Source organism: Priestia sp. SB1, from assembly GCF_038898415.1.
Genome location: NZ_JBBJSS010000005.1, coordinates 221,127 through 247,483, shown reverse-complemented (window position 1 = coordinate 247,483; position 26,357 = coordinate 221,127). Strand labels below are relative to the sequence as shown.

General features: G+C 38.3%; 26 protein-coding genes and 1 riboswitch. Of the genes, 17 read left to right on the top strand and 9 right to left on the bottom strand.

Annotation, left to right across the window (positions count from 1 at the left end):
* Positions 1-5: 5 nt before the first annotated feature.
* The 4 genes from WKH56_RS19455 (at position 6) to WKH56_RS19440 (ending at position 3,963) form a co-directional block, all read left to right on the top strand.
* Positions 6-755, top strand: a complete 750-nt coding sequence (locus WKH56_RS19455) for a glucose 1-dehydrogenase (protein ID WP_063247741.1) — start codon at positions 6-8, stop codon at positions 753-755.
* A 140-nt stretch (positions 756-895) separates the two neighbouring features.
* Positions 896-1,120: a hypothetical protein gene (locus tag WKH56_RS19450; protein WP_342836217.1), complete on the top strand. Its 225-nt coding sequence runs from the start codon at positions 896-898 to the stop codon at positions 1,118-1,120.
* Between the two features lie 200 nt (positions 1,121-1,320).
* On the top strand, positions 1,321-1,968 hold the full coding sequence (locus tag WKH56_RS19445; protein ID WP_048019030.1) for a nitroreductase family protein: 648 nt from the start codon (positions 1,321-1,323) through the stop codon (positions 1,966-1,968).
* A gap of 423 nt (positions 1,969-2,391) precedes the next feature.
* Positions 2,392-3,963, top strand: coding sequence for an APC family permease (locus WKH56_RS19440; RefSeq protein WP_028412838.1), 1,572 nt, complete (start codon positions 2,392-2,394; stop codon positions 3,961-3,963).
* A 58-nt stretch (positions 3,964-4,021) separates the two neighbouring features.
* Here WKH56_RS19440 and WKH56_RS19435 read toward each other — a convergent pair whose 3' ends face one another.
* The gene (locus WKH56_RS19435; protein ID WP_033579429.1) at positions 4,022-4,585 is read right to left on the bottom strand and encodes a YdcF family protein; all 564 of its coding nucleotides are present in this window, start codon (positions 4,583-4,585) and stop codon (positions 4,022-4,024) included.
* Between the two features lie 147 nt (positions 4,586-4,732).
* Positions 4,733-4,912: riboswitch (cobalamin riboswitch) on the top strand.
* A gap of 92 nt (positions 4,913-5,004) precedes the next feature.
* Here WKH56_RS19435 and WKH56_RS19430 point away from each other — a divergent pair.
* The 3 genes from WKH56_RS19430 to WKH56_RS19420 all read left to right on the top strand — a co-directional run bounded on the left by WKH56_RS19430 (position 5,005) and on the right by WKH56_RS19420 (position 9,075).
* A complete protein-coding gene (locus WKH56_RS19430) occupies positions 5,005-6,531 on the top strand; it encodes a cobyric acid synthase (RefSeq protein WP_048019031.1) in 1,527 nt (508 codons plus the stop codon).
* A 205-nt stretch (positions 6,532-6,736) separates the two neighbouring features.
* Positions 6,737-7,795: a FecCD family ABC transporter permease gene (locus WKH56_RS19425; protein ID WP_028412841.1), complete on the top strand. Its 1,059-nt coding sequence runs from the start codon at positions 6,737-6,739 to the stop codon at positions 7,793-7,795.
* Entirely contained in the window at positions 7,792-9,075 is a 1,284-nt protein-coding gene (locus WKH56_RS19420) for an ABC transporter ATP-binding protein (RefSeq protein WP_033579427.1), read from the top strand. The genes WKH56_RS19425 and WKH56_RS19420 overlap by 4 nt, the downstream gene beginning before the upstream one ends.
* 17 nt (positions 9,076-9,092) lie before the next feature.
* Here WKH56_RS19420 and WKH56_RS19415 read toward each other — a convergent pair whose 3' ends face one another.
* From WKH56_RS19415 to WKH56_RS19385, 7 genes are all read right to left on the bottom strand, one after another.
* Complete coding sequence (locus tag WKH56_RS19415) at positions 9,093-9,911, bottom strand: hypothetical protein (protein WP_310883912.1); 819 nt, start codon at positions 9,909-9,911, stop codon at positions 9,093-9,095.
* Between the two features lie 44 nt (positions 9,912-9,955).
* The gene (locus WKH56_RS19410) at positions 9,956-10,381 is read right to left on the bottom strand and encodes an Hsp20/alpha crystallin family protein (protein WP_048019033.1); all 426 of its coding nucleotides are present in this window, start codon (positions 10,379-10,381) and stop codon (positions 9,956-9,958) included.
* A gap of 89 nt (positions 10,382-10,470) precedes the next feature.
* On the bottom strand, positions 10,471-10,974 hold the full coding sequence (locus WKH56_RS19405) for an Hsp20/alpha crystallin family protein (protein ID WP_028412845.1): 504 nt from the start codon (positions 10,972-10,974) through the stop codon (positions 10,471-10,473).
* Between the two features lie 51 nt (positions 10,975-11,025).
* The gene (locus tag WKH56_RS19400) at positions 11,026-11,268 is read right to left on the bottom strand and encodes a spore germination protein (RefSeq protein WP_013057626.1); all 243 of its coding nucleotides are present in this window, start codon (positions 11,266-11,268) and stop codon (positions 11,026-11,028) included.
* A 107-nt stretch (positions 11,269-11,375) separates the two neighbouring features.
* Positions 11,376-11,618, bottom strand: coding sequence for a spore germination protein (locus tag WKH56_RS19395; RefSeq protein ID WP_013057625.1), 243 nt, complete (start codon positions 11,616-11,618; stop codon positions 11,376-11,378).
* Between the two features lie 143 nt (positions 11,619-11,761).
* Positions 11,762-12,541 (bottom strand): STAS domain-containing protein, encoded by a 780-nt coding sequence (locus WKH56_RS19390; protein WP_048019034.1) that lies wholly within the window; start codon positions 12,539-12,541, stop codon positions 11,762-11,764.
* A 182-nt stretch (positions 12,542-12,723) separates the two neighbouring features.
* On the bottom strand, positions 12,724-13,929 hold the full coding sequence (locus WKH56_RS19385) for a TcaA 3rd/4th domain-containing protein (protein ID WP_048019035.1): 1,206 nt from the start codon (positions 13,927-13,929) through the stop codon (positions 12,724-12,726).
* A 198-nt stretch (positions 13,930-14,127) separates the two neighbouring features.
* On the opposite strand from WKH56_RS19385, the gene WKH56_RS19380 reads away from it, so the two are divergent.
* The 3 genes from WKH56_RS19380 (at position 14,128) to WKH56_RS19370 (ending at position 16,866) form a co-directional block, all read left to right on the top strand.
* Positions 14,128-15,273 (top strand): acyl-CoA dehydrogenase family protein, encoded by a 1,146-nt coding sequence (locus tag WKH56_RS19380; RefSeq protein ID WP_048019036.1) that lies wholly within the window; start codon positions 14,128-14,130, stop codon positions 15,271-15,273.
* A 90-nt stretch (positions 15,274-15,363) separates the two neighbouring features.
* On the top strand, positions 15,364-15,918 hold the full coding sequence (locus WKH56_RS19375; protein WP_048019037.1) for a GrpB family protein: 555 nt from the start codon (positions 15,364-15,366) through the stop codon (positions 15,916-15,918).
* 15 nt (positions 15,919-15,933) lie between these two features.
* Positions 15,934-16,866 carry an alpha/beta hydrolase gene (locus WKH56_RS19370; protein WP_034266790.1) on the top strand — a complete coding sequence of 311 codons (933 nt, stop codon included), beginning with the start codon at positions 15,934-15,936 and terminating at the stop codon, positions 16,864-16,866.
* Between the two features lie 155 nt (positions 16,867-17,021).
* Here WKH56_RS19370 and WKH56_RS19365 read toward each other — a convergent pair whose 3' ends face one another.
* The gene (locus tag WKH56_RS19365) at positions 17,022-17,174 is read right to left on the bottom strand and encodes a YflJ family protein (protein ID WP_080743170.1); all 153 of its coding nucleotides are present in this window, start codon (positions 17,172-17,174) and stop codon (positions 17,022-17,024) included.
* 149 nt (positions 17,175-17,323) lie between these two features.
* On the opposite strand from WKH56_RS19365, the gene WKH56_RS19360 reads away from it, so the two are divergent.
* From WKH56_RS19360 to WKH56_RS19330, 7 genes are all read left to right on the top strand, one after another.
* Positions 17,324-18,187 (top strand): alpha/beta fold hydrolase, encoded by an 864-nt coding sequence (locus tag WKH56_RS19360; protein WP_048019039.1) that lies wholly within the window; start codon positions 17,324-17,326, stop codon positions 18,185-18,187.
* 434 nt (positions 18,188-18,621) lie between these two features.
* On the top strand, positions 18,622-19,965 hold the full coding sequence (locus tag WKH56_RS19355) for a hypothetical protein (RefSeq protein WP_033579419.1): 1,344 nt from the start codon (positions 18,622-18,624) through the stop codon (positions 19,963-19,965).
* A gap of 88 nt (positions 19,966-20,053) precedes the next feature.
* Positions 20,054-21,034 (top strand): class F sortase, encoded by a 981-nt coding sequence (locus WKH56_RS19350; RefSeq protein ID WP_342836212.1) that lies wholly within the window; start codon positions 20,054-20,056, stop codon positions 21,032-21,034.
* Between the two features lie 230 nt (positions 21,035-21,264).
* Positions 21,265-22,803 (top strand): AbgT family transporter, encoded by a 1,539-nt coding sequence (locus tag WKH56_RS19345; RefSeq protein WP_196299083.1) that lies wholly within the window; start codon positions 21,265-21,267, stop codon positions 22,801-22,803.
* 264 nt (positions 22,804-23,067) lie between these two features.
* The gene (locus WKH56_RS19340; protein WP_028412855.1) at positions 23,068-24,294 is read left to right on the top strand and encodes an ammonium transporter; all 1,227 of its coding nucleotides are present in this window, start codon (positions 23,068-23,070) and stop codon (positions 24,292-24,294) included.
* Positions 24,295-24,308: 14 nt separating this feature from the next.
* Complete coding sequence (locus WKH56_RS19335) at positions 24,309-24,671, top strand: P-II family nitrogen regulator (RefSeq protein WP_013057611.1); 363 nt, start codon at positions 24,309-24,311, stop codon at positions 24,669-24,671.
* A 477-nt stretch (positions 24,672-25,148) separates the two neighbouring features.
* Complete coding sequence (locus WKH56_RS19330) at positions 25,149-26,324, top strand: branched-chain amino acid ABC transporter substrate-binding protein (RefSeq protein WP_033579416.1); 1,176 nt, start codon at positions 25,149-25,151, stop codon at positions 26,322-26,324.
* Positions 26,325-26,357: the final 33 nt, after the last annotated feature.

Below are 26,357 nucleotides of genomic sequence, written 5' to 3'. Positions count from 1 at the left end.
ATGATATGTCGTTTAAAGATTTAGTTGTTATTGTTACTGGAGCTGCGAACGGAATAGGTAAAGATGTATCCCGCGCATACGCGAAACAAGGAGCAAAAGTGGTATTGGCAGATGTGGACGAAACCGAAGGAGAGCGTCACGCAGAAGCTATTCAAAGACAAGGCGGAGAAGCCATTTTTGTGAAAACAGACGTCCGAAAAGAAGACGACATTTTAAATCTCGTTGAGAAAACGGTCGGTACGTATGGAACGATACATATTTTGATTAATAATGCAGGCGTTTCCCACTGGAAATCACCGTATGAGCTAACCATTGATGAATGGGATGACATTATCAATACGAACCTGCGCAGCGTGTTTCTATGTTCTCGCGAAGCAGCTAAAGTGATGAGGAAAAACGAAAGCGGAGGCTCCATTGTAAACTTAGCTTCTACAAGAGCTTCAATGTCTGAACCAGATACAGAAGCCTATGCTGCTACAAAAGGAGGAATCGTTGCTTTAACTCATGCACTTGCCGTTTCGCTTGGTGATGACAACATCACGGTAAATGCTATTTCTCCAGGATGGATTGAGACATCTGACTACGATGGCCTTCGTGAAATCGATCATACGCAGCATCCGTCTAATCGGGTAGGAACGCCAGCCGATATCTCAAGAGCGTGTATGTACTTAACAAACGTCGAAAATGATTTTGTAACAGGAGCTAACCTCGTAGTAGACGGGGGAATGACGCGAAAGATGATTTATGAACATTAAGTATCTATAAAAAAGGCTGAGATAAAAATATTTTAGACGAAGTGAAAAAATGAACCCTTGATCAAAATTTTTGATTAGCGGTTCGTTTTTTTATTACGGTGAACGTAGGTTTCACCTGTTTCGTTCCTTCTAGCAGTTGATTGAAGGGCACGACGAAGACTCCTGCGGAAAAAGCGGAACAGATGAGACCCCGCAGGAACGCAAGTGACGAGGAGGTTCAGCGGCCGCCCGCGGAAAGCGAAGTCGTGCACGGAAATCAACTGCGGTATCAAAAGCGGTTCAGCTCATATATCCCATTTGTTTATTTTAGATTGGATTCATTTCGTTATGTCTCAACCTCTTTTGATGATCAACAAAAAAAATAATTTTTCTGTTGACAGGTAATAATAATCATTGTAAAGTAAGTTACATAAAGTAATTAAATTTCAATTAATATTTTTTTAGTTTAATATCTCGAATTAGAGATATAAGAATTCATTATATCTTGTTTATCTCCTTTTATCAGGGGGAAGGGTATAAACATGCAATTTAAGCTTAAAAAAACAAACAATTAGGAGTGTGGAAAATGGGTTTTTTAGATAAATTATTTGATAAATCAAGTGATCAACAACAGGTTGGAAAAGATTTTTATGAAGCAATTAAAAACCGACGTTCTATTTATGCAATTGATAAAAATGTAAAAATGTCAGAAGAAAAAATTGAAGAAATTATTAACTTTGCGGTGAAACATACTCCTTCAGCATTTAATTCCCAAAGCGCACGCGTAGTCGTTTTATTTGGCGAACAGCATGATAAAGTGTGGAATATTACGAGAGAAGCGCTTCGTAAAATTGTTCCAGCTGAAAATTTTTCAGATACGGATCAAAAAATGAACTTATTCGGAAGCGGCTATGGAACAGTTCTTTTCTTTGAAGATCAAGAAGTAGTTGAAGGACTGCAAAAGCAGTTCGCATCTTACAGCGAAAATTTCCCGGTTTGGTCTAACCAATCATCAGGCATGCTGCAGCATGTGATCTGGACAGCTCTTGAGCTCGAAGGCCTAGGAGCAACTTTACAGCATTACAATCCATTGATTGACGATGAAGTAAAAGCAGCTTGGAATGTTCCAAGTTCATGGAAGCTGATTGCTCAAATGCCATTTGGTAATCCCGTGTCACCGGCGGGTGAAAAAGAATTTCAACCACTAAGTGAACGTGTAAAAGTATTTAAATAAGCAAAAAAAGGCACGGACAACATTATTTTAATTAAAGCAAAATCCGAACGATTCATCGTTCGGATTTTTTTATTGGTATGGCAAGCGTAGGTGTTGCGTATGTAGCTGCTTCTAGCGGTTGATTTCGTTATATCTCAGACCCTTTTTTACGGTAAATAGTTTGAATATTCTTTTATGTTTAACCTAAGAAAAATGCGGTTAAATAGGAGGAGTAGTCCTCAAATCTTCTGTGGAATTTATGCGCTATACATAAGCAATTCAACGATGTTTTACAAAAAAATAAAGTTTTTAACTTGGTTTTTTAGAGAATATTTGTTAACATATCCACTTGTGAGGTCTTAGTAAGAGGAGGATGATGTAAAGAATCCCATATCGGACGCAAGGGCGTAGATATGTGGAGTGGAAATTTTAAAGGAGGATATTATGTCTGATCAAGGAAATCAAGGAAAGTTTAAAAAATCAATATCGTTACTTGACCTAACGTTAATTGGGATGGGAGCTATTTTTGGTTCCGCCTGGTTATTTGCAGTTAGTAACGTAGCGTCAAAGGCTGGTCCAGCCGGAAGTTTTTCGTGGCTGATTGGCGGAGTCATTATTTTACTTATCGGTTTAGTGTATGCTGAACTTGGAGCAGCGCTGCCGCGTACCGGTGGAATTATCCGTTATCCGGTTTACTCACATGGTCATTTAGTGGGTTACTTAATTTCATTCATTACCATTATTGCTTACACAAGTTTGATTGCCATCGAGGTAACGGCTGTACGTCAGTATGTTGCGTTTTGGCTTCCTGGTCTAACTAAACATGGTTCTGAATCGCCTACTACAATCGGCTGGTTATTTCAGTTCGCGTTATTAACGCTATTTTTTATCATTAACTACGTAAGTGTAAAAGCATTTGCTAAGTCAAATGTTATTATATCTGTGTTCAAATATGCGGTTCCTCTTACAATTATCGTCGTGTTAGCTTATCACTTTAAATCAGCTAACTTTACAACTGGCGATTTTACTCCGTTTGGTTTTAATGGTATTCAAGCAGCCATTTCAACAGGTGGCGTTATGTTTGCTTACCTAGGACTTCACCCTATTGTTTCTGTAGCCAGTGAAGTTAAAAACCCGCAGCGTAATATTCCAATCGCGCTCATTATCTGTATTGTACTTTCAGCGATTATTTACACAGCACTGCAAGTATTGTTCATTGGTAACATTCCGGCTGATATGCTATCAGGAGGATGGGGAACAATTCAAGAGCAATTCTCTTTACCATTTAAAGATATTGCACTTATTTTAGGCCTTGGCTGGTTAGTAACGCTTGTTATTTTTGATGCTATTTTATCACCAGGCGGTAACGGGAACATCTTCATGAATACAACTTCTCGTTTAGTTTATGCTTGGTCTCGTAATGGAACACTATTTAAACGTTTCTCAAAAGTAGATAAGAAAACAGGAATTCCACGTGCGTCACTATGGCTATCGTTTGGAATGTCCGTATTCTGGACACTGCCATTTCCTTCTTGGGAAGCGCTAGTAAACGTATGTTCAGTAGCACTTATTCTGTCTTATGCGATTGCGCCAATTTCAGCTGCTGCATTCAGAGTAAATGCAAAAGACCTTAAAAAGCCTTTCAAATTAAAAGGCATGAGCGTTATTGCTCCCGTGTCATTTATCTTCTGTTCATACATCGTATATTGGTCAGGATGGACGACAATTTCTTGGCTTCTAGGATCACAGCTTCTAATGGTTGTTATCTACGTAGCATTTAAGAAATACGTACCAACTGACGTTGTAAAATTTGCACAGCAGCTTAAATCTGCTTGGTGGCTAGTTGCTTATTATATTATTATGCTTGTTATCTCTTACCTAGGCTCATTTGGTGGAGGACAAGGTGTGCTAAGCAACCCGCTTGACTTAATTTTAATTGCTCTTGTTTCAATCGGTATTTTCTACTGGGCGAAATACACGGGTTTACCAAAAGCAGTTATCGATACGGATGATTAATAAAAAACACGGCATGAATTCATGCCGTGTTTTTCGTTTGTATAGGGGTGTACTCTATTTATTTATCAAACAGCCACGTTTTTAAGATAGCAGCATACTCACGAAAGTAGGCTTGAAGTTTAATTGAATTTGGTGTCTTTGCACCTAAAGGATAAACGTCAAAACCTTGACGCTTGGCAATAATAGAGGCGCGAAATAAATGAAAATCACTGCTAACAAGCACGACTTTTTTGTGTTGAATATCAACTTTCTTTTTAGTGAAAGTGAAATTCTCAAAAGTAGAAGTTGACTGATCCTCTTTTATCATTCGATTCTTTTTAATTCCTTCTTTTCGTAGAAAACGATAGGCTGCTTCTGCTTCAGAAATTTCTTCATCGGATCCTTTTCCACCCGTTACGATAACTTTTGTTTGTTTATGAGTCTTTAAATAAGATAAAGCCGTTTTTGCTCGTTCTTTTAAACTAGGAGACATTTGATCTCCGTCTACTTTGGAACCTAAAATGAGCACATAATCTGCTTTTTGCGGAACAGGCTGATGAGCGGTTTGATACATACAAAAAGACATGATTGCTATGTAAAGAACAAGCAAACTAATAAAGATATAAATGATTTTTTTCTTCAACTACGAGCACCTTCCTAGCTATTTCATAAGATGTTTGGAAAATAATTGTTATTATAGCATACGAGACCCAAATAAGTATAAACACAGTAATATATAATAATAGAAGAAAATCGTTATTGTGAATGGTTATAAAATTCGTTACAATAAAGAATAAATGATTTTAAAAGTGCCTCTAAGGAGGATAATAGGGAAATCGGTGTAAATCCGGTGCAGCCCCCGCTACTGTAAATGTGGATGAACCTGCAAAGACCCACTAGTCAAACTAGGAAGGATGCAGAAGTAAAATGAAGCATAAGCCAGGAGACCTGCTTTTAAAAACCCCTTATTTTTCGGTGGGAGAAATAAGTCAAGACAATGTGTTAATGAGCGCATGACCAAACCTTGACTTTTACAGTTAAGGTTTTTTTATGTGATAGGGAGTGGAAAAAGTGAAAAAAGGAAAACCTCTTATGATTCAAGGAACGCACTCAGACGCTGGAAAAAGCATGATTGCTACAGCGTTTTGCCGTATTTTTAAAGAAGACGGCTATCAAACTGCACCGTTTAAATCGCAAAATATGGCGCTTAATTCATACATTACAATGGATGGAAAAGAAATTGGAAGAGCGCAAGGAATTCAAGCTGAAGCGGCTGGAGTAGAAGCAACAACCAATATGAATCCTATTTTAATTAAACCAACTCGTGATCATGAATCTCAAATTGTCGTTCATGGAAAGCCGCTTCGTAATATGTTTGCTTTTCAGTATCGGCAAGAATTTTTTAATGAAGGTTTGAACGTTATCACGGAGTCTTATAAAGAGCTTGCCAATCATTATGATCGAATTGTGATTGAAGGTGCTGGAAGTCCTGCTGAAGTGAATTTGAACGATCGGGAACTGGTAAATATGCGCGTAGCAAAGATAGCCCAAGCCCCTGTTGTGTTAGTAGGAGACATTGATAAAGGAGGGGTTTTTGCGAGTCTGGTGGGTACTCTTCAATTGCTTCCAGATGAACATAAACCTAGAGTAATTGGAGTGTTAATCAATAAATTCCGAGGAGACTTAGAGCTTTTAAAACCGGGATTGAAGTGGTTTGAAGAATACACGGGAGTTCCGGTACTAGGAGTGATTCCTTATATGCACGACGTGGAAATTGACGCTGAAGATTCGCTATCACTCAGAAATTACTCAACGCTTGTGAATCCGTTAAAAGAAATCGATATTGCGGTTATCTCGTATCCTCGCATCTCAAATTTTACAGACATTGATCCTCTAAGCTTAGAAGAAGACTGTCATGTGAGACTTGTAACCAAGCCATCACAACTAGGTACGCCTGATTTAATTGTTTTACCAGGAAGCAAAAATACGATTGAAGATGCGCAGTTTTTACAAGAAAGCGGCCTGGCTCTAGCCATTAATCAAGTCTTGAACGCAACGAACGCTCACGTTATTGGCATCTGCGGGGGATATCAAATGTTAGGCGAGACAATTACGGACCCCGATGCAGTAGAGTCCCGGATTGAATCTATTAAAGGGCTGGGTTTGCTTCCAGTGGAAACCGTTATGACAACCAGCAAAAAAACAGAAAGAGTTTCTGGATATGTTCAGTTAGAGAGTGAGAAGGTTTCGATTGAAGGCTATGAAATTCATATGGGAAAGACGGTTTCTAAAAGCATAACGGAAGCCTTTGCGGTGGTAGATGATCAAAAAGAAGGAACGGTTAAAGACAACATCATTGGCACGTATGTTCATGATGTGTTTCATAACGATGCTTTGCGCAGAGCTTTGCTTAATCAAATTCGTAAACATAAAAAATTGCCGCCTATTACGGATACATTCAACAGTCGCCTGCAAAAAGAGGAGTCTTTTTCAAAAGCAGCAGCATATGTGAGAGAAGCTGTAGATATGGAAAAGCTGTATCATTTAATAGACAACTATAAAAGCCCGGAGCAAGCACAAAAAGTGTAGCTTGTAGAGGTTTTCGCTTGTTTTTTCACCGAGAACTTTAGTACGCTATTCTACGTTGCCTAGTTCAACAGTCTAGCACTCGTAACAAATAAAAGATGATTGTTTCCAATACTATGTAGGATGGAAACATGGTTTATGGACAGGAAAATGAATGGTTAATGTAATGTAAAACATCACGCCTCGTTTCCTAGAGGAGCTGAAAGTATTGATTTTTAAACGTATTTTTTTAAACAAAGCATCTATTTTATACATAGTCAGTTTATTTATTGTATGTACTTCGGTGATTATGGGAGTATTTATTGGTACAGTTTCGTTAACCGTAGGAGATACAATCAAAATTATTATTGGCCACCTTACCGGACTATCCTTATATCACGGTCCGGAAAACATGGATTTAATCATTTGGCAAATTCGTTTTCCAAGAGTACTGGTGGCATTTTTAGTAGGAGCTTCGCTTTCAATAGCAGGAGCTGCCTTTCAAGGGCTATTAAGAAACTCTCTTGCAGATCCTTACACGATCGGAGTTTCCTCAGGTGCAACCCTTGGCTCTGTCATGGCAATTTATTTTCACTGGAGTATTTTTGGTTTGTCTATCTTCACGCTGCCTGTAGTCGGCATCGTATCTGGTTTTATTACTCTTCTTTTAGTTTTTGGTATTACGAAACTCGCAAGCGGCAATTTGGCCAATGAAACTATCATCTTAGCGGGGATTATTTTATCATCCTTTATGAGCGCGCTTATTTCATTAATTGTAGCTCTTTCTCCTGAAGAAGATGTAAGGCAGGTTTTATACTGGCTAATGGGAAGCGTATCAATGAGAGGATGGTCGCATATTCAAATTTTAGGGCCGTTCTTTTTAGTCGGTACGATTATGCTGCTGTTACATGTGAAAGAGCTGAACGGCTTAGCATTTGGCGATCAATCCGCTCAATTTATGGGGATAGACGTAAAGAAGAAAAAAAGAATGATTTTAATAGGTGCATCCGTATTAACCGGGGCTGCGGTATCAGTATCTGGGGCAATTGGATTTGTTGGCTTAGTTATTCCCCACGTAGTGCGTCTTGTAGCGGGAGCTAATCATAAGCATGTACTGCCGCTTTCTATTTTAATCGGAGGAAGTTATTTGGTTTTAGCCGATTTATTAGCAAGAACGATATTAGAACCTCGTGAACTGCCGATTGGAGTCGTAACCGCCTTAATTGGTTCGCCAATTTTTACGCTGCTGCTTGTAAAAGAACGTATGCGGAAAAGAGGAATATCATGATTGAACTATATAATGTGACGGGAGGATACGATAAACAGAAACCGACCGTTCGTGACATCACGTTCACCGTAGACAAAGGTTCTTTTGTTGCTTTACTAGGACCAAATGGAAGCGGAAAAACAACGCTTATTCGCTTAATTATGAATGTATTAACCACTCAATCAGGAGAAGTGAAGGTAGAAGGGAAGTCAGTGAAGGCTTATTCACCAAAACAACTGGCGCAAAAAGTTGCAGTCATGACGCAAGAAAATCAAATTGGATTAGAATTTACGGTTCAAGAAATTGTTTCACTTGGACGCTATCCTTATCAGGCAAAAGGTTTGTTTAGCACTGTATCAGCACAGGATGAAGAAGTGGTAGAAAGCGTGATGAAATTAACAAACGTCTGGCACTATCGAAATCATACCTTTCAATCGCTGAGCGGTGGAGAAAAACAGCGTGTTTTACTTGCTAAAGCACTGGCGCAAGAACCTGACTACTTACTTCTTGATGAACCAACGAATCACTTAGATGTAAAACATACGATGGAACTACTTCAGCTGTTAAAAACGTTACAGCAGGAAATGAGCTTGACGGTTCTGGCCATTTTGCATGATCTCAACATTGCCTCGCTGTTTGCAGATAATGCCGTATTATTGAAAGATGGAAGAGTAGAAGAAACGGGGATGGATGCCATTTTTCAGGATGCAGCTACGTTAAAAAGAGTATATGGCGTTGATTTGCATGTATTTCACCATCCCGCTGTGAACAAGCGGCAAATTGCTTTTGTGCCGCCGTATCAATATCCAGAGACGGACTTCCATGAGTTGTATCAGTTGCAAAAGGAACCGGGCAAGCTATGTTTATCCTTTGCTCGTCCTTTGAGAACTCTTTCACTGGGTTCCAATGAAACAGGTCTAGACTGGTGTCAAGAAATTGTTCAACAGCAAAGCAGTTCTAACACGGCGTGGAAATCTGCGTCTTTATCTAGTCATGAAGTTCGCTTAAAAGACGATAAAGGTTACTCGTGGCTGACTGTACTGACACATGGACAAAAAGAGAATGAAATGAATATTGTTCTACTAACAAATACACCGCTTTCGGACGCGAACTTACTTCATGCTGCGATGAAGGTAATTGAATACCGGGCTTTCTTAGGAAAAACAGGCCGTATTGTTGTAGCATCATCTCATCATAAAGAAGAAAATCAAGAAGAAATTTCAGCGTTCTTAATGGAACGCCTACAGAAAGAATTACAACTATTTATGGAAACAAAAATGACCGACAATTGCTTTAAATAAGCAGTAGCGGTCATTTTTTATTCTTCGGAGTGATCAGGCTTTTCTGTTTCACCTCCTGAACTCATCGTTGTCTCAGTTGTATGTTCATCAATCTTTTTTTCTTTTAGCTTAACAGAGAATAAGTCTTTGACTTCTTCATCCACTTGATCAGAGTCAGCGCTGTAAGTTGTACCAATGTTTAAGTGGCCGGTCAAATCTTTAATTCCTAGCTGGCCAAAATTATTACTAAGGTCAATTTTGTCTAACAATACTTTTTCCACCATAATTTTTTCAACAACAATGGACTGCTTTGGCTGAGTTACTTCATTAATCTTTTTGTCAAGAGTTTTCACCATCTCATATAAAGCTGTATTGGACGATTCTTCCTTTAACGCAGAGAGCTGATTTTGAATGTCTTCGAAATTAGGAGCTGACTGCATAGCCGAAAGTAAATGAGCTGTTTGCTCGTGCAGTTGAGACAATGATTGAATAAGATGAGCTGATTCATGTAATTGCTGATGAAGCTCTTCTATTTTAGGAATCGCGTCGGTTAAACGCGTCACTTGATCAATAATTCCCTGCAGATTCAGCGCTGAATCTGACGAATGAACAGGTTTTGTGAATTCAACTTCATCAGATGTCTTAGGCTCCGTTTGGCTCGGCAACTTCTTTGGCTGCTGAGGGGGTTTCTTTAGATTAGACTGTTTTTTAGTTTTCATCTTTTCGGGTAATTCTTTCCGCTTTTGATTAGAGCTTTGGTCTATGGGACTTACTTTTTTTTTGGTTGGAAGGGAAGACGGATTTATTTTGCGGACTGTTTCAATTTTAGGCGATTGTTTAAACCACTTAGAAAACATGAAATTCCCTGCCTTTCATGCTACGTATAGTTCTGCACAATAAATTACAAATCAAATTTCACGTGCAATAGACCATCTTTAAATGATGCGTGACACGGCGCTTCCCCTACAGCAGGTGGAAGGATGATTGATCGTTGAAACGTTCCTTCACGTCTTTCTTTGTGAAGAACATTTGCATCCTTCATCGTTAAAAGAGATGAACCGGATATGTGTAAAGTATTTTCATGCATGGTCAATTCGACGTCTGTTCGTTTAGCACCGGGTATTTCAATCACAACTAACAGTTGATTTGCCCATTCGTATACATCAATTAAAGGATAATCTCGATACTCATTTACAATTTGAGGAGAAGCATCTGCTTCCGTATCATTCTTTTCTTCAGGATCATCGTCAAAAATCTTTTCCCAAAATTTTGTATGGTTTTCTTCTTGTAACGTTTCTGCCCACTTTTTAAACTTTCCATCATTCATATTTGTCACCTTCTTTAAAAAAATAAAACAAGGCCTTTTGCCGCTTTCTATTTTATATGTATGCATGAAAACAGAAAAAAACGTCCACTTTAATCTAAATCGTGGACGTCTATTTGAGACATAGGAATATTAACATGTTTAGGCATCCGGATTTCCAACACCCCGGAACGATATACGGCGCGTGTACCTTTTTTGCGAACCGAACAAGGAAGCTGAATTTCTTCTTTGAAGGATTCTTCTCCATCTATTCCTTCAATCGTACACACGTATGGAGTATGATAGACTTTAATGCTTGATACAATATCGCGGTTAGGAATTTTTAACTGAACAATGCATTCGTCTAATGTATTAATGACGTTTGAATCAAATCTTCTTAGCTGTTGTCCATGACCTTCATTTCCCACATCCTGCTGTTCTTTCATCATGTCTTGGGCCTGCTTAAAGAATTCATTTCCTTGCATAAAATCCGGAAAAGAATGGGACATCGTAGAAGAAATCATTTGCTGAATATATTTATTCATGTCTTTAGATGCCATTCCTTTTGGGATATTTTCCATCATTCCTTTAAACGGAGACTTTCCAAATGGAAACATATTTACACACCTCCTTGTAATGTGCCAAGTAAAACGACAAAATCGTTAAATCTAAATTTGATTTCCAATTGGAGCTGAAGGGTTGGCAATTTGATCTTGATCGCTTACGTCAGGATCTAACACGCCCGTATTCATTTGAGAGCAAGTAGGAGAGAAGTTACCTAAAGAGAAATTTGCGCCGTTAAACTTTGAGTTCGCCGTGTGACTGTTTTGAATGGTGGAACCGAAATCAATATTTGCGTTTTGTGTGACACCGTTTGTTACGATATTAAAAACGTTAATTTGAAGAGGCATAAAGAGACTCCTTACTGTTTTTATTCATTCTACTCCAACGGCCTATTGCGTTCAGAGAGAATGTATTCACCGTTTGTCGTCATGCTGTTGACAAGCATTGCCCTATATCACTGCTGATAACCATTGACATGATCAACGTTTGCAATATCTGTTTGGTCATTTGTATCAGGATCGATATAAATGTTTCGCATTTTCGAGGAAGCAGGTGAGACATCGCCATAAGAAGAGTTCGTACCAGTGGATTTTGAATGAGCCGTGTGACTGTTGTGGAGTGCTTCGCCAATGTTGACAGAACCGTTGCTTGAGATACTGTTGATCTTTAAATTATAAATGTTAATAACACTTGGCATACGCTCTCACCCTTTTCTATGGTTGATTAATGTATCCTATGATGATAAGTGCCTAAACGTTCACAATTCCTCATAACTAAAATCGCCTTTTCCGATTGAAGGAAAAAGCGATTGAGAGAGGATTACTTAATGATATGATGGGCTTATGAAATGGGTGCAATACGACAATTCTTTTTTTCTAAAATGTAAGAGATGCTTTGTTGGACAGTGGAAAATGTTCGCCAATTAAACTGAGAATCAACAAGCGACAGAGCCATTTTTGAAGAAAGACCAACAATAAGGCAAGTGGTACCAATCAAACGCAAAGCATCGTGGAGCGTGTTAATATAATAACCGTGTTCTTCATCTAATGAATGAAGGGAAGATAAATCAATAAGTAAATAGCGCGCCTGTTCTTTTACAACTGCCTCCAATACCGTTTCAGTTAGCTTCTTTCCACGTTCTATATCCATCTTACCGGTAATGGGCACAGCTAAAACCTCGTCCCATATCTTTAATAAAGGAGTGGACAAATCCTCAATTAACCGCTCTTTTTCAAGCTCTGCTTCGGCTTGATCTGTAAAGTCTAATAGCATAAGCAAGTAGCCATAGCGCTCGTCGTCTTTTGTATCAATGGGGTGAATCACAGCTTCTGCTACGTATTGACTGCCAATCGTTATACGCGTTCTGTAGGTTGTATGAAGAGAGGTGAGTAAATTTTCCGTTTCTTCAGAATTGGAATGAAAGAAGTCCATATGCTTTCCAATTAACTCTTCGATATGAGATAACTGGTAGATTGGGAGTACTGGCTGAAGTGTTTCAATTGCTCTTGCATTCATCCACTGCACACGATAGTCTTGATCTGCAATGATCATGGTTTCTTGAATATTTTCTAAAATCAAATGTCCATTAAGCTTTTGTGGAAGTCGTCCAATTCCATTCATTCTCCATCTCTCCTTATGCGTGTAGTAAGTTTATGTACATCTACTTTATATTTTACAGTGAAAAGAATGAAGAAGGCTATAAAAAATTTATTAACGTATGTAGGGATCATGGTATGTAAAAAAACGTAGGAGTAAGCACTCGCTTCAATCAAAAAACTCCCCTGGGTAAAGGGGAGTTCACTTTATTCATATGATTTAATAAAATCAACGTTATATTTTTCAACGCTTGATAAGTAGGAGTCTCTAAATGATGAATCAGGCGTATACCATGACTTTTCATAAAAATAGGTTTGAAGATCTTTCGATTTAAATACATACCCATGCCGCGCATAGATTTCATTTCGAGCTAGCCTTCGTTCACTCGAGCTCAAACTGCTAATATCACTATAGCTTAATTTGTAAGAATCCGAATCCGGAAGAATATAAGAGCTTGAAGTAGCATAAGAGCGCGGCCCAGGCACGATTACTTCTCGTTCTTTTATGACGGTTTTTTCCTTTTCAAGGGGCGGCGTTTGTATATTTAATATAATACTTTCTTCACTTTGAATGGTGTAAGGACTGCTTTTGAACGTGGTGCCGCCTTTTTGCACTTCTGCATGAACAGTGACGCTTCCATCCGTGGCAACAGGCCCTATTTGTGATGAGCTATTCACCTGAAGCCCCGTGCTTTTTCCGTTTACGAATAAAATAGCGTCATCTCTATTCGATGAGATTGTAACATAAGCCCCTTTAAATACAACAGATATATTTTCTTCTTTTTGACGGTGAAAGTTTACAGTGGTTTGGTCTGTAAGCTTTCCGTAAGAGCTTTCATAAGAAGCTGTAAGCGGGTAATTTCCAATCATAAAAGGCCCTATTTTTTGCGTTTGATTTTTGGATATGGATTGTTTTGTATCATTGACTGTAACTGTTGCATCCTCTGGCGTGGTGAGGGAGATATAATATGATGACGGCACAACCACGTACTGTTTTTTGAAGAGTGGTGAATGTTTCTGTTCTTTTATTGTAAAGTAGATACTCGATTTATTTTTCAAATCATTTTCAACGTCTCGTAAAATAGAACCATCGGAAGTTGCATCCAACAGAGCTTGAATAGATGTGTCATTAATAACTAGAGTAGACTGCGAAGAGTCTACTAACTCTCTTAACACAGCTGTATCTTTCGATTCCAATGCCTCAATAAAGCGGTCAGCCGTTTTTTCTTCTGAACCAGAGAAAAAGAAATAAAATACAAAAGTTAAAAGAAGTATAAGCACAATACCCCCGCCAATATACCAGCTCTTTTTATGCTTAGCTGCAGCTGGCGACACGGTGAAAGAAAAGCCGCAGTTATTGCAAAATAATTGATCTGTGCTTGCACTGGCACCGCATTTTGGACATTGATTCATTCACACCATTCCCTTCTTTTTATTCCATTAAATGTATGGAACGTGTAGGTAAAACAGACCATTAAATTGGAAAAAGAATAGATTTAACGAGAAAGATAAACACACCAAACATGCACAGAAAAGATGAGGTATGCTATGATAAGAACTATATATTAATCCGATAGGGACACTCTGTCATATAAAAAGGAGATGAAGCAAATGAGTGTTTCATTTGTAAATAAAAATCAAAAGTCTACGTACGAAAAACTGCTACCTCTAGTCGAAAAATTTAAGAAACGAGCTTTTAAAATAGATGAAGAAGGTACGTTTCCGTTTGAAAATATTCAAGAGTTAAAAGAAGCTGGCTATACACGTCTTTCTCTAGAAAGCAACTATGGAGGAGATGAATTACGCCTTTATGATTTTTTATTATTTCAAGAATTAATTGCTCAAGGGGACGCTTCTACGGCTCTTAGTATTGGATGGCATATGGGGATTACAATGGACTTGCGTGAAAAACAGCCTTGGAGTCAGCAAATGCTCGATTTTATTTTTAAAGAAATAGAAAAAGGTGCACTTATTAATACCGCTGCTACTGAACCGAAGACAGGAAGTCCTACTCGAGGAGGCAAACCGGAAACGACAGCTGTAAAAACAAAAGAAGGCTGGCGAATCAATGGCCGAAAAACATTCACTACGATGTCTCCAGTGTTAAATTACTTTTTGGTAAAAGCAAGCATTGAAGGTGAAGAAGAGATCGGCTTGTTTTTAATTCCTCGTGAAACAAGCGGACTTTCAATAGAAGAAACATGGGATATGATTGCAATGCGCGGGACAGGAAGTCACGATCTTGTGCTAGAAAATGTCGATATTGAACAAGACTTTCTTGTTGAACGCCTAGGTGGCTTTAAAAAGAATGAGCCAAGCGGCTGGTTGCTTCATATACCAGCTTGCTACATGGGTACAGCCATCGCAGCAAGAGATTATGCTGTCGCATTTGCTACAGAATATTCGCCTAATAGTATTGAAGGAACGATTAGCGAGTTGCCAAATGTGCAGCGTTTAGTCGGAGAGATGGAACTTGAACTCATGCAGGCGCGTCACTTTATGTACAGCGTGGCAAATAAATGGGATGAAACAAGCGACCGAGCAGCATTAGCGGGAGAATTAGCAGCTGTCAAACACGTAGTGACCAATAGTGCCTGTACGGTTGTTGACAAAGCCATGCGCATAGTAGGAGCGCGTAGCTTGCAGCGCAGTAATCCGCTGCAGCGCTATTATAGAGACGTGCGTGCTGGGCTCCACAACCCTCCAATGGATGATATGACGGTTGTTAATTTAGCGAAGCAGGCGTTTGCTAGATAAAACTTAATAACATGTTAAATGATGAAAAACTGCTTATTATAGGCTATTCTATAGTAAGCAGTTTTTTCGTTACAAAAGGAGGAATTGAAGATGAAGTCCGTAAGAGAAATTCAGCTGACACCTCATAATATCGCGTGGGAAAAGGAATTTTCAAAAGAAGCTGCCACCTTAACAACTATAATGTCAGCTCAAGTTTTAGAGGTTCATCATATCGGAAGCACTGCTGTTCCCGGCTTAAGCGCAAAACCGATTATTGATTTACTTATTGAAGTGAAAGATATAAAAAAAGTAGATACATATAATCAAAAGATGGAACAGCTTGGATATGAAGCAAAAGGTGAAAACGGCATAAAAGGAAGACGATACTTCCAAAAAGGTGGAAATGAAAGAACCCACCACGTTCATATTTATGAAAAAGGCCACCCAGAAATTAATCGGCATATATGGTTTCGAGATTATCTGCGTACTCACCCTGATGCAGCAAAAGAATACGAAACGTTGAAAACAGAACTAGCGCATCGCTATCGCTTTGAACCGGAAAAATATGTGGAAAATAAAACGAATTTTATTCATAAAATAGATGGGCTAGCTTTAAAATGGAAAAAGGGAAGCAGCAATAAGAATAGGAAAGATGATCTTAGATAAAAAGGAGGAACGAGCTTGACTCCAGTTCTAAATCGACAGACAAATACAGGTAAAAAGAAAAAAACAATATGGATCAGCCTGATATCCTTTGTTATTCTTTGTTTTGTACTTTGTACGGCCATTTCTCTTTATGTAGGCATAAGCCTGACAAAACTAGATAAAAATCCTGCTGTGAAAAATCCTAGTGATTACGGCATGCACTATAGCAATCAAGTATTTTTGAGCAAAGACGGAATAACCCATTTAAAAGGATGGATGATTGAACCAACGGAACAGCCAAAAGCGACCATTATTATGTCACATGGATACGGAAATAACCGTGAAGCACAAGGAGCGGGCTTTCTGCCGCTGAGTAAAGAATTTGTAAAAGCGGGATATCGAGTAGTCATGTTTGACTTTAGAGATTCAGGAGACTCAGAAGGAAATCAAACGACGATTGGTGTAAAAGAACAGCTCGATTTATTAGGCGTTATTCAGAAAATGAAAGAAACAAAAAAAGAGCCAATTGTGCTCTACGGCATTTCAATGGGAGCAGCCACTTCTTTATTAGCAGCCTCTCAAGATGACGACGTAAAAGCAGTGGTAGCCGATAGTCCTTTTAGTGATTTAACCTCTTATTTAAAAGAAAATCTATCTGTATGGTCTCATTTACCAAATTTTCCATTTACACCGCTAACCATTGCTATTCTTCCTGTTATTGCAGATGTAAATCCTGCTGAAGCTAGTCCTATTAAAGCAGTCGAGCATATTTACCCTCGACCAATTTTATTTATACACAGCACAGGAGATACAAAAATCCCTTACACTGAAAGTGAAAAAATGGCTAAAACACACCCGGATGCTTTTTCCTTCTGGAAAACTGATAAAGCAGAACACGTTCAAAATTATCATGTATACAAAAAAGAATATGTAAAGCGGGTATTATCTTTTATTGAGCAATCGCTGTAAAAAAAGTGGATGGGACAAAAATATGTTAGACGAAATGTAAAACGAACCATTGATCAAAACTTTTGATTAGTGGTTCGTTTTTTTGTTAAGACAAACGTAGATTTCATTTGTGTAAATCTTTAGATGGGATTCATTTCGTTATGTCTCAACCTCTTTTAGCCGTTGATTTTACCTTGTTCTATAAGCTCAGCATGTAAATTACGAAGAATGTAGGTTTTATAACTTTCTAGCTTTCTTCCATCGATTTTAGAGATATTGGCCGCTTTTAACTGCTGAACAAACCAGCCCTTTGAATAGATATGAGCCATTGTTAATCACTCCTTCAAAAAAATCCACTCTAAATAATTAACTATATTCATAAAAGGAACTAAAAAGAAGCGAACGAAGCAAATGAATTGACGTTCATTTTTTACAGCGTTATACTGCTCTACAGCTACATAAAAGGAGGAAATGAACAATGAGCAAACAGTATATAAACGTAAATGGCGTTAATTTGCACTACATAAGCAAGGGACAAGGAGAGCTTATGCTATTTCTTCATGGGTTTCCTGACTTTTCGCATATTTGGCGACACCAGATAGATGAATTTTCTAATGATTTTCACACAATTGCTCTGGACTTAAGAGGATATAACTTATCTGAAAAGCCAAGCGGACTAAAATCATACGAGATTGATGTATTAGTAGAAGATATTCGCCAAGTGATTGAAGGCCTAGGATATAGCTCCTGCACGCTAGTTGTACACGACTGGGGAGCAGGAATCGGATGGACATTTGCTTATCGCTACCCGGAATATGTACAAAAATTAATTGCTTTTAACGGTCCGCACCCTTATACATTTATGCGTGAGCTTAGAACAAATAAAAATCAGCAAAAAGCAAGTGAGTATATGAAATGGTTTCAAAAACAAGAAGCACAGGACTATATGGAACGAGACAACTTCTCAGGTTTGCGTAAGCTTGTGATCGACCCAGGTGTAAAAAAAGGATACCTAACAGCTGATGATGTACAAGCATACATGAACTCTTGGGAAAATGGCTCTGTACTGTCCATGCTAAGTTATTACCGCAATTTAAAGATTTTCACGGAAGAAGACCTTCGAAGAAAATCTTTGTTTCCGTTAGAAGAAGAAGTGTTAAACATCCCGGTACAAATTATTTGGGGAAATCAAGATCCTACTTTTATGCCTGAAAACTTAGATGGTATTGAAGAATATGTGCCAAACATATTTGTTCACCGATTAGCTGAAGCATCTCATGCCCCTCAGCATGAAAAGCCTCAAGAAGTAAACAACGTGATGTGGAATTTTTTAAATAAGTAAAGAGAAAAAGAAAGGTTTCCTTTAGAAACCTTTCTTTTTCTTTTGAATTTAAAATAATTTTTAAAAAAGTGATCCAACAGAATAAGGTGATCGTTAGGTAAGTAGAAAAGGAAGGAATTCTTGAAAAAAAGCGGTTAAAAACTTTTTCAAAAAAAGTGATCTAGCTGAACAAAGCGTTCGTTAGATAAGTAGAAAGGGAAGGAATTCTTGATGAAAATGACATCTTAAAAAAGTTTTAAAAAAGTGATCCAAGGTCGTTCGCCAATCGTTTAGTAGATAGAAAGAGAATACTTCCTAAAAAGAGTCATTAAATACGGGAGAACATGAAGGTAAAATATAAAGAATATTCAAAATGTTCAATCTATTTAATGATTTAAGATGTAGTAAGAATGAAAAAAGTAGCGTACATCAACTAAAAATGAGGAGAGTGGAAAATGATGAAATTAAGCAAAAAGTTAATGATCCCTGTACTAGGAGCTTCACTATTGATGCCCACAATTGCAAACGCTGAGGAAGCACAACCAACGGCAGTAACAAAAGCTGCAGATTTACGAGCGAACTTAGACTACTTATTATCTGAACACTTTACGCTTGCCGTTGCCGCTATGACAACAGCCTATGACGGTTCTAAAGACGCTGACGCTGCGTTTAAAGCATTGGACCAAAATGCCGTTGACATGGAGCCTGCTATTGCGTCTGTCTATGGTGATAAAGGAGCAGCTGAATTCGAAAGAATTTTCAGAGAACATAACAATTACACAGATGATTTTGTAAAAGCAACAAAAGAAAATGACAAAGAAGCCATGGCTGAAGTAGATAAAGAAGTAAATCAATTCGTAAATGAATTTGCTAAGTTCTTAAGTACTGCTACGGAAGGCAAACTACCTGAAGATGCAGCAAAAGAAGCGCTTCGCGTACATGAAGACCAAGTAAAAGAAACATTTGAAGATTATGTAGCAGGTGACTACGAAGCGGCCGCTAAAACATACCGCGAAGGATATCAGCAAATGTTTGCCATTAGTAAAGCGTTATCAAATGCAATCGTAACGCAAATGCCTGATAAATTCGACAATACCAAAGTAGATACACCAGCAGCAGATTTACGTTCTTCATTAAACAGCTTAGCAGCAGAACATTTTGCTTTAGCAACAATGGGAATGGAAAAAGGGTTCAACGGTTCAAAAGATTACGACTATGTTAGCTGGTTAGAAAATGCTAACACAGCAGATTTTAAAGCTGCAATCGGTTCAGTATATGGCGATGAAGGGGCTGCACAATTCGAAAAAATTTGGCAAGGAGATCACATCAATGCCCAAGCTGAACTAGTAAGTGCACAAGTAAAAGGCGATGAAGCAGGAGAAAAAGCTGCTAAAGACAAGCTCCATAAATTCGCGCAAGAATTTGGTACATTCTTAGGAACAGCAACAGATGGAAACCTTCCAACTGCAGACGCACAGGCAGCTATAAAAGCACATGAAGATACGGTTATTAAAACATTTGAGCAATATGCATCCGGCGACTACGCTGGAAGTTATGATACGTACCGTGAAGGGTATAAATTAATGTTTGGTGTCGGCCAAGCTTTAGGTGAAGCGATTGTAAAACAAAATCCCGATAAGTTTGCTGAGACAGCTATGCCAACAGATATGCCGAAAACAGGTATGGGCGGGGCATCTGAATCAACGATGAACCCACTAACAGCGATCTATATTGCACTAGGTTCGTTAGCTGTATTAACAGCTGGAGTTATTTTACGCAAGAAACCAGTAAGCAAATAATATTTTTTCTCCTTTTCCTTATGAATTACAAGTCAAGAGTCCTAAAAAAAGAAGAGAGGTTGTTCTCTCTTCTTTTTTATAAACAGCTGTGAAACGAGGTGACGATGTGAAAAAAGCGATTGTTCTCGCCTACTGTATATTAAGTTTGGTCCTGCTTGTTAGCGGCGGACTATATTTTAAAGAACAAATGGTAGAAGCAAAAGAAATGAAGCAACAGAATGCAGCTAAGCAAAAAGAAAAAGAAGCACAATCAAAGGATTTAAAAAGCCGGGTAACGCTTGAAGAGGAATTTGCTGTATTAAAAAAGCATAAAACAGAAGCCAAACAGTTAAACAAAGAATTCAAAGGAATTATTCCTGCAAAAGTGTCCATTCCAGCTATTCATGTGGAGGCTTCAATTGAACAAGTAGGGTTATTAGACAGCGGTGAAATGGCAGCGCCATCTACAGAAAATGGAGTTGCTTGGTTTGAACCAGGAGCTAAACCTGGCGTAAAAGGAAATGCTGTACTAGCAGGACACGTAGACAGTAAAACCGGCCCTGCCGTCTTTTACAATCTAAAAAACTTAAAAAAAGATGATGAAATTACCGTAAGAGATGCACAGGGGACCACGCTTACCTTTGTTGTTAAACGTACAAAAAGCTATCCGCGAGATAAGGCACCTTTAAACGAAATTTTTGGGTACAGCAACAAACGTAATTTAAATCTAATTACGTGTACAGGCACGTTTGACCGTGCAGAAGGAACCCATCAAGAGAGGTTAGTTGTATATACAGAACTAAAAGCTGACCAAGCAAAAGAATTGGAGCGTGAAGCAACTGCACCACAACCTCCCACACATGTAAAGATGAGCGGTAATTTGCTTACGTGGTACGCGGTACGAGAAGGCAATATTATCGGTTACCGAATTTATAAAAAGAACCCAGGCGGAACATTTGTCCATATTGGCAGCGTTTCGGAATTTGAGCGAAAAAGCTTTGCCGACTCCGACGCATCTCAGTCTCGTTATTATGTAACAGCTGTTAACGAGTCAGGAAAAGAGTCTGCCCCATCTAGTATAGCGAAATAACAAAAAGCTCTCTTCAAACGGAGAGCTTTTTGTTATTTTTGATTGTCGATTCAAAAGATATCTTCTGGCTTTCTATTTATCTAAATGCTATTAGTTTTAATAGATAAATAAAAATTCCTTAAAAATAATACTTGAATAATATAAATATTCAGATTATTATGTACTAATAGTCTTTTTGGTAATTAAAAGGAAAAAAACAAAAAGAATCTAAAAGAAAAGGGAGAGAAAGTATGGCACAACCTAATTTGCAAACAGAGCAAAAATCACATCCAACAACCTTTCTAGACAAACTATTAGGAAGAGTAGAAGCATTCGGAAACAAACTACCTGATCCTTTTATTTTGTTTGTATGCTTAGCGCTTATTATCGTATTAGCGTCTGTTGCTATTAATAGTATGGGAGTAACAGTGGTCCATCCTGGTACTAATAAGACTCTTCCAATTAAAAGTTTGTTGTCGCATGAAGGCATTCAGTATATCTTAACATCGATGCTGACCAATTTCACTGAATTTAAGCCCCTAGGACTTGTACTTGCTATGATGCTTGGAGTCGGACTTGCAGAAAAAGTAGGTCTGCTTGAAGTGGCCATAAAGAAAACGATTTTAAATGCTCCAAAAGCTCTTATTACATACGCCATCATTTTTACAGGGATTATGGCCAACTTAGCCGCAGATGCTGCTTTTGTCATCGTGCCTCCGCTTGCCGCAATGATATTTTATACAGTAGGAAGACACCCGCTTGCTGGATTAGCAGCAGGATTTGCTGGGGTGGGATCAGGCTTTACAGCGAATCTTATTATATCCGGAACCGACGGATTGTTATCAGGCATTTCTACTGAAGCTGCTAAAACAATCGACCCAAGCGCTGCTGTCAGTCCTGCAGCTAACTGGTACTTCATGGCGGCTTCTGTATTCGTTTTAACTATTATAGGAGCGATCGTCACTGAAAAGATTGTAGAACCTAGACTGGGTAATTATAAAGGGAGAAAACGCAATGATTTTGGTGAAATCAGTGAGGTAGAAGCAAAAGGATTAAAAAACAGTATCGTTGCTACATGTATTTATGTCGTTGTACTAGCTGTTTTCTTATTTTGGCCCAACTCTCCTCTACGAAATGAAGACGGCGGAATTGTTCCATCTCCTTTTTTAGATGGTATCATTCCGATTACGCTGCTGTTTTTTGTGGTAGTTGGCTCTGTTTATGGAATAACAGTAGGGAAAATCAAAAGTTCTAGAGATATACCTGCTTATATGACTGATTCGATGAAAGATATGGCTAGCTATATTGTCCTGATTTTTGCCGCCGCTCAATTTATCGCTTACTTTAATTGGACTAATATTGGAACGTGGATTGCAGTAGAAGGAGCGGATGCATTAAAAGCACTAAATCTAACTGGACTTCCAGTTGTGGTTGGTTTTGTATTTTTAACTGTGGTTCTAAGCCTTCTTATTTTTAGCGGCTCTGCTCAATGGGCACTAGAAGCACCTATTTTTATTCCATTATTCATGCTGTTAGGATACAATCCTGGATTTATTCAAGCAGCTTACCGAATAGCGGATTCGTCTACGAATGTAATCACTCCTTTAAATCCATACATGATTGTCATTTTAGCCTTTATGAAAGAATACGAGCCGAAAGCAGGACTTGGAACCATCATTTCACTTATGCTTCCTTATACTTTAGCCTTCTTAGGAATTTGGATTGTAATGTTGATTGTTTTTGCTGTATTCGGTATTCCTTTAGGACCAGGTGTATATATGTATTTGTAAAAAAAATCCTCTTCTTGGAGTAGAAGAGGATTTTTTATGTCAGAAATTCTAACACATACAAATAATATTGCAGCTTCTGTGTACATAGAAGAATAAATAACAAAAAAAAAAGAGTTTTAAAAACAAAAGTTTTCTGAATAAATTTGCAAAAAGTAGTTGCTAAATACATATAAATCAAATATGATAGTAAACATAACAAGATATGTTATATAATCTAACATTTAATTTAGGGGTTATTTATTCGTACTTAAGGGGGAAATCATCATGCAAATGGGCGATTCAGTATTTATGTTTTTTTCGGCATTATTGGTTTGGATTATGACACCAGCTATTGCATTGTTTTACGGAGGCATGGTTCGAAGTAAAAACATGTTAAGTACCGCGATGTATAGCGTAGGTTCATTAGCTGTCATATCTGTTCTTTGGATAGTAGCTGGCTATTCTCTAGCATTTTCGACCGGTGGCAATGCTTTTATTGGAAACTTGGACTGGGTGGGATTAAAAGGCGTTGGATTCACTCCAAACGGGGACTACAGCGCAACGATCCCGCATAACATGTTTATGATGTTTCAACTAACATTTGCTGTGTTAACAGTAGCTATTATCTCTGGGGCTTTTGCAGAGCGCATGAAGTTTTCAGCATTTATCTTATTTGCTATCCTATGGTCATTATTTGTATATGCACCCGTTGCACACTGGGTTTGGGGAGTTGGCGGATGGCTTCGTGAACTAGGAGCTATTGACTTTGCTGGCGGAAACGTCGTTCACATTTCATCAGGTGTAGCAGGATTAATTCTAGCTCTTGTTGTTGGAAAACGAAAAAATGCCGATGCTGCAGCACCTCACAATTTACCACTAACTCTTTTAGGCGGAATGCTGATTTGGTTCGGGTGGTTTGGATTTAACGTTGGAAGTTCCTTAACTATTAACAGCGTTGCAATGACGGCTTTCATTAACACGAATACAGCGGCAGCAACAGGAATTATCGGCTGGCTTGTAGTAGAGTGGATTATTAATAAAAAGCCTACGCTGCTTGGAGCCGTTTCGGGAGCGATTGCTGGACTTGTAGCTATTACACCAGCTTGTGGATTCGTTACACCGTTTGCTTCTATTGTAATTGGTTTTATCGGCGGAGCAGTTTGTTTCTGGGGTATCTTCTCACTTAAAAAGAAAATCGGTTACGACGATGCGTTAGATGCATTTGGTCTTCACGGTATTGGGGGAACATGGGGAGGTATCGCAACGGGTTTATTTGCCACAACTTCTGTAAATGATGCCGGCGCGAATGGTTTATTCTACGGAGACCCAAGTCTACTATGGAAACAGCTGGTGGCTATCGTAGCAACGTATCTATTTGTCGGCATCGCTACCTTCATTATTGTTAAAGTGGTTGGGTTGGTAGTATCTCTACGCGCAACACAAGAAGAAGAAACGCTCGGGCTTGATATTACGCTGCACGGTGAAAGAGCGTATCACGAATCGAATATGTAAAAGGGGTGGGCACAGTGAGTGATGTTTTAACAAAAATTGAAATTATTACGCGCCCTTCAAAGTTTGAAGAGCTTAAGCAAGAACTAGCAAAAATTGGCGTGAGCGGTATTACGGTTACAGATGCGTTAGGATGCGGATTGCAAAAAGGCATTACGGAACTTTACAGGGGGGTCAAAAAACAAGACAATATGCACGCCCGAATTAAAGTAGAAATTGTTGTGTGCGAAGTTCCCGTATCCGACGTTGTTGATAAAGCAAGAAAAGTACTAAATACAGGTCAGCCTGGGGATGGGAAAATATTTATCTATGAATTAAAGAATGCGATTAAGATCCGAACAGGGGAAGAGGGATCACAGGCATTACGAAACAATAGTTAAACTTAGGGAGAAAGAGAAAACAAAGGGTCATATAAAAGGTGCATAATATGCACCTTTTTTTAGGTTGAATAGTTACACGGCATGTTTCCTTAGGGTGACATGCTTTTTTGTTATATATATAGCCAAAAAGTATATCACAAAAAATAAGTGAATATAATTAAAATTATTTTTATAAAATTTAGAAAATTATAAAAATATGTGTCATTATTACTGACAAGTTTGGTGAAATAGTGCTGTTTATCCTTTTATAATAGTAAAAAATGACTATAATTTTACTTTTATTAGTTTCTCTCTGTATAGGAGAGTGAATCTATTATGAAAGGATGTGACAATCAGTGTACATAAACAGCAAGCTTTTTTACCGTTTTCAGAAATGACATTTGCCGAAAAGATAAAAAGCGTTCTAGACGCGAACAAAGGGAGGGAAAATCGTTATAAAAGACTAGCCGCTATTACGCGTTTTATAACGATTACTAAATGCTAAGTAAAAAAATGTTATCTATTTTAGCAACAACGGTCTTATCAGTAGGATTTGTAGCTGGCTGTGGCAGCAACAGTACATCAGGAGAAGATAAAGGCAGCAATGTTATTAAAATTGCTACGCAAAGCCCTTTGTCAGGAGGTAGTGCAACGTTAGGTGAAGCGATCAAACTGGGAGCTCAGCTAGCTCTTGATGAAGAAAAAGACACGTTTAAAAAATTAGGATATAAACTTCAGCTTGTGCCGTATGACGACCAAGGCGATCCTAAAAAAGGCGTAGCAAACGCTCAGTTAATCGGATCAGACAAAGCTGTCTATGGCGTAATAGGACATTTAAATTCAGGAGTTACCATTCCTTCATCTGAAACGTATGAGAAATACTCAATTCCAATGATTTCTCCTGCAAGTACAGCAACGGATGTAACAGACCGAAAGTTAAAAACAGTTAACCGCATTGTAGCCCGTGATGACTTCCAAGGGCCTGCAGGAGCGAAATATGCTGTTAAAGAGTTGAAAGCAAAAAATATTTTTGTCATTCAAGATAAAACAGCCTACGGACAAGGGCTTGCAGATGCTTTTAAAACAGCGGCTGAAAAAGAAGGGGCAAAAATTGTTGGATTTGAAGGAATTACAGTTGGAGAAAAAGATTTTAACGGTGTGTTAAATCAAGTCTCTAAAGAAAAGCCAGATCTCGTTTATTTTGGAGGGCTCTACGCAGAAGGCGGACTCTTAATTAAGCAAGCTCGTGACAAAGGAATTACCGCTAAATTTATGGGAGGAGATGGCTTAGACTCCTCAACTTTAGTTGATATCGCTGGAGATGCTGTAAAAGATACGTACCTTACGTCAGTAGCAGGAGATGCTTCCAAAACACAATTTGCTAAAGATTATGAGAAGAAATTCAATAAAAAAGTAGAGTCATATTCTGTATACGGGTATGATTCCATGAAGGTTATGCTTCAAGGTATTCAAAAAGCAATTGAAGACAATGATAAAAAGCTTCCTTCTCATGAAGCAGTGCGTGATGCTGTACGAGGTATTAAAGAATACAAAGGAGAACTTACGCAGGTAGGATTTGATGAGAAAGGAGACAATAAATACGCTAAAATCTTTATCTATAAGTTTGACGCTCCTTCATATCCAGCTAAATTAGAAGGGGAAATCTCACAGTAAACCTTAGAAAAGAAAGGTATGGATGTTCCGTAC

Bases quoted from the DNA above. Each gene is read 5' to 3' on its own strand.
- WKH56_RS19455 (WP_063247741.1), top strand. From the start codon at position 6: ATGTCGTTTAAAGATTTAGTTGTTATTGTTACTGGAGCTGCGAACGGA.
- WKH56_RS19445 (WP_048019030.1), top strand. From the start codon at position 1,321: ATGGGTTTTTTAGATAAATTATTTGATAAATCAAGTGATCAACAACAG.
- WKH56_RS19440 (WP_028412838.1), top strand. From the start codon at position 2,392: ATGTCTGATCAAGGAAATCAAGGAAAGTTTAAAAAATCAATATCGTTA.
- WKH56_RS19420 (WP_033579427.1), top strand. From the start codon at position 7,792: ATGATTGAACTATATAATGTGACGGGAGGATACGATAAACAGAAACCG.
- WKH56_RS19415 (WP_310883912.1), bottom strand. From the start codon at position 9,911: ATGTTTTCTAAGTGGTTTAAACAATCGCCTAAAATTGAAACAGTCCGC.
- WKH56_RS19410 (WP_048019033.1), bottom strand. From the start codon at position 10,381: ATGAATGATGGAAAGTTTAAAAAGTGGGCAGAAACGTTACAAGAAGAA.
- WKH56_RS19405 (WP_028412845.1), bottom strand. From the start codon at position 10,974: ATGTTTCCATTTGGAAAGTCTCCGTTTAAAGGAATGATGGAAAATATC.
- WKH56_RS19400 (WP_013057626.1), bottom strand. From the start codon at position 11,268: ATGCCTCTTCAAATTAACGTTTTTAATATCGTAACAAACGGTGTCACA.
- WKH56_RS19395 (WP_013057625.1), bottom strand. From the start codon at position 11,618: ATGCCAAGTGTTATTAACATTTATAATTTAAAGATCAACAGTATCTCA.
- WKH56_RS19390 (WP_048019034.1), bottom strand. From the start codon at position 12,541: ATGAATGGAATTGGACGACTTCCACAAAAGCTTAATGGACATTTGATT.
- WKH56_RS19385 (WP_048019035.1), bottom strand. From the start codon at position 13,929: ATGAATCAATGTCCAAAATGCGGTGCCAGTGCAAGCACAGATCAATTA.
- WKH56_RS19380 (WP_048019036.1), top strand. From the start codon at position 14,128: ATGAGTGTTTCATTTGTAAATAAAAATCAAAAGTCTACGTACGAAAAA.
- WKH56_RS19375 (WP_048019037.1), top strand. From the start codon at position 15,364: ATGAAGTCCGTAAGAGAAATTCAGCTGACACCTCATAATATCGCGTGG.
- WKH56_RS19365 (WP_080743170.1), bottom strand. From the start codon at position 17,174: ATGGCTCATATCTATTCAAAGGGCTGGTTTGTTCAGCAGTTAAAAGCG.
- WKH56_RS19360 (WP_048019039.1), top strand. From the start codon at position 17,324: ATGAGCAAACAGTATATAAACGTAAATGGCGTTAATTTGCACTACATA.
- WKH56_RS19355 (WP_033579419.1), top strand. From the start codon at position 18,622: ATGATGAAATTAAGCAAAAAGTTAATGATCCCTGTACTAGGAGCTTCA.
- WKH56_RS19345 (WP_196299083.1), top strand. From the start codon at position 21,265: ATGGCACAACCTAATTTGCAAACAGAGCAAAAATCACATCCAACAACC.
- WKH56_RS19340 (WP_028412855.1), top strand. From the start codon at position 23,068: ATGCAAATGGGCGATTCAGTATTTATGTTTTTTTCGGCATTATTGGTT.
- WKH56_RS19330 (WP_033579416.1), top strand. From the start codon at position 25,149: ATGCTAAGTAAAAAAATGTTATCTATTTTAGCAACAACGGTCTTATCA.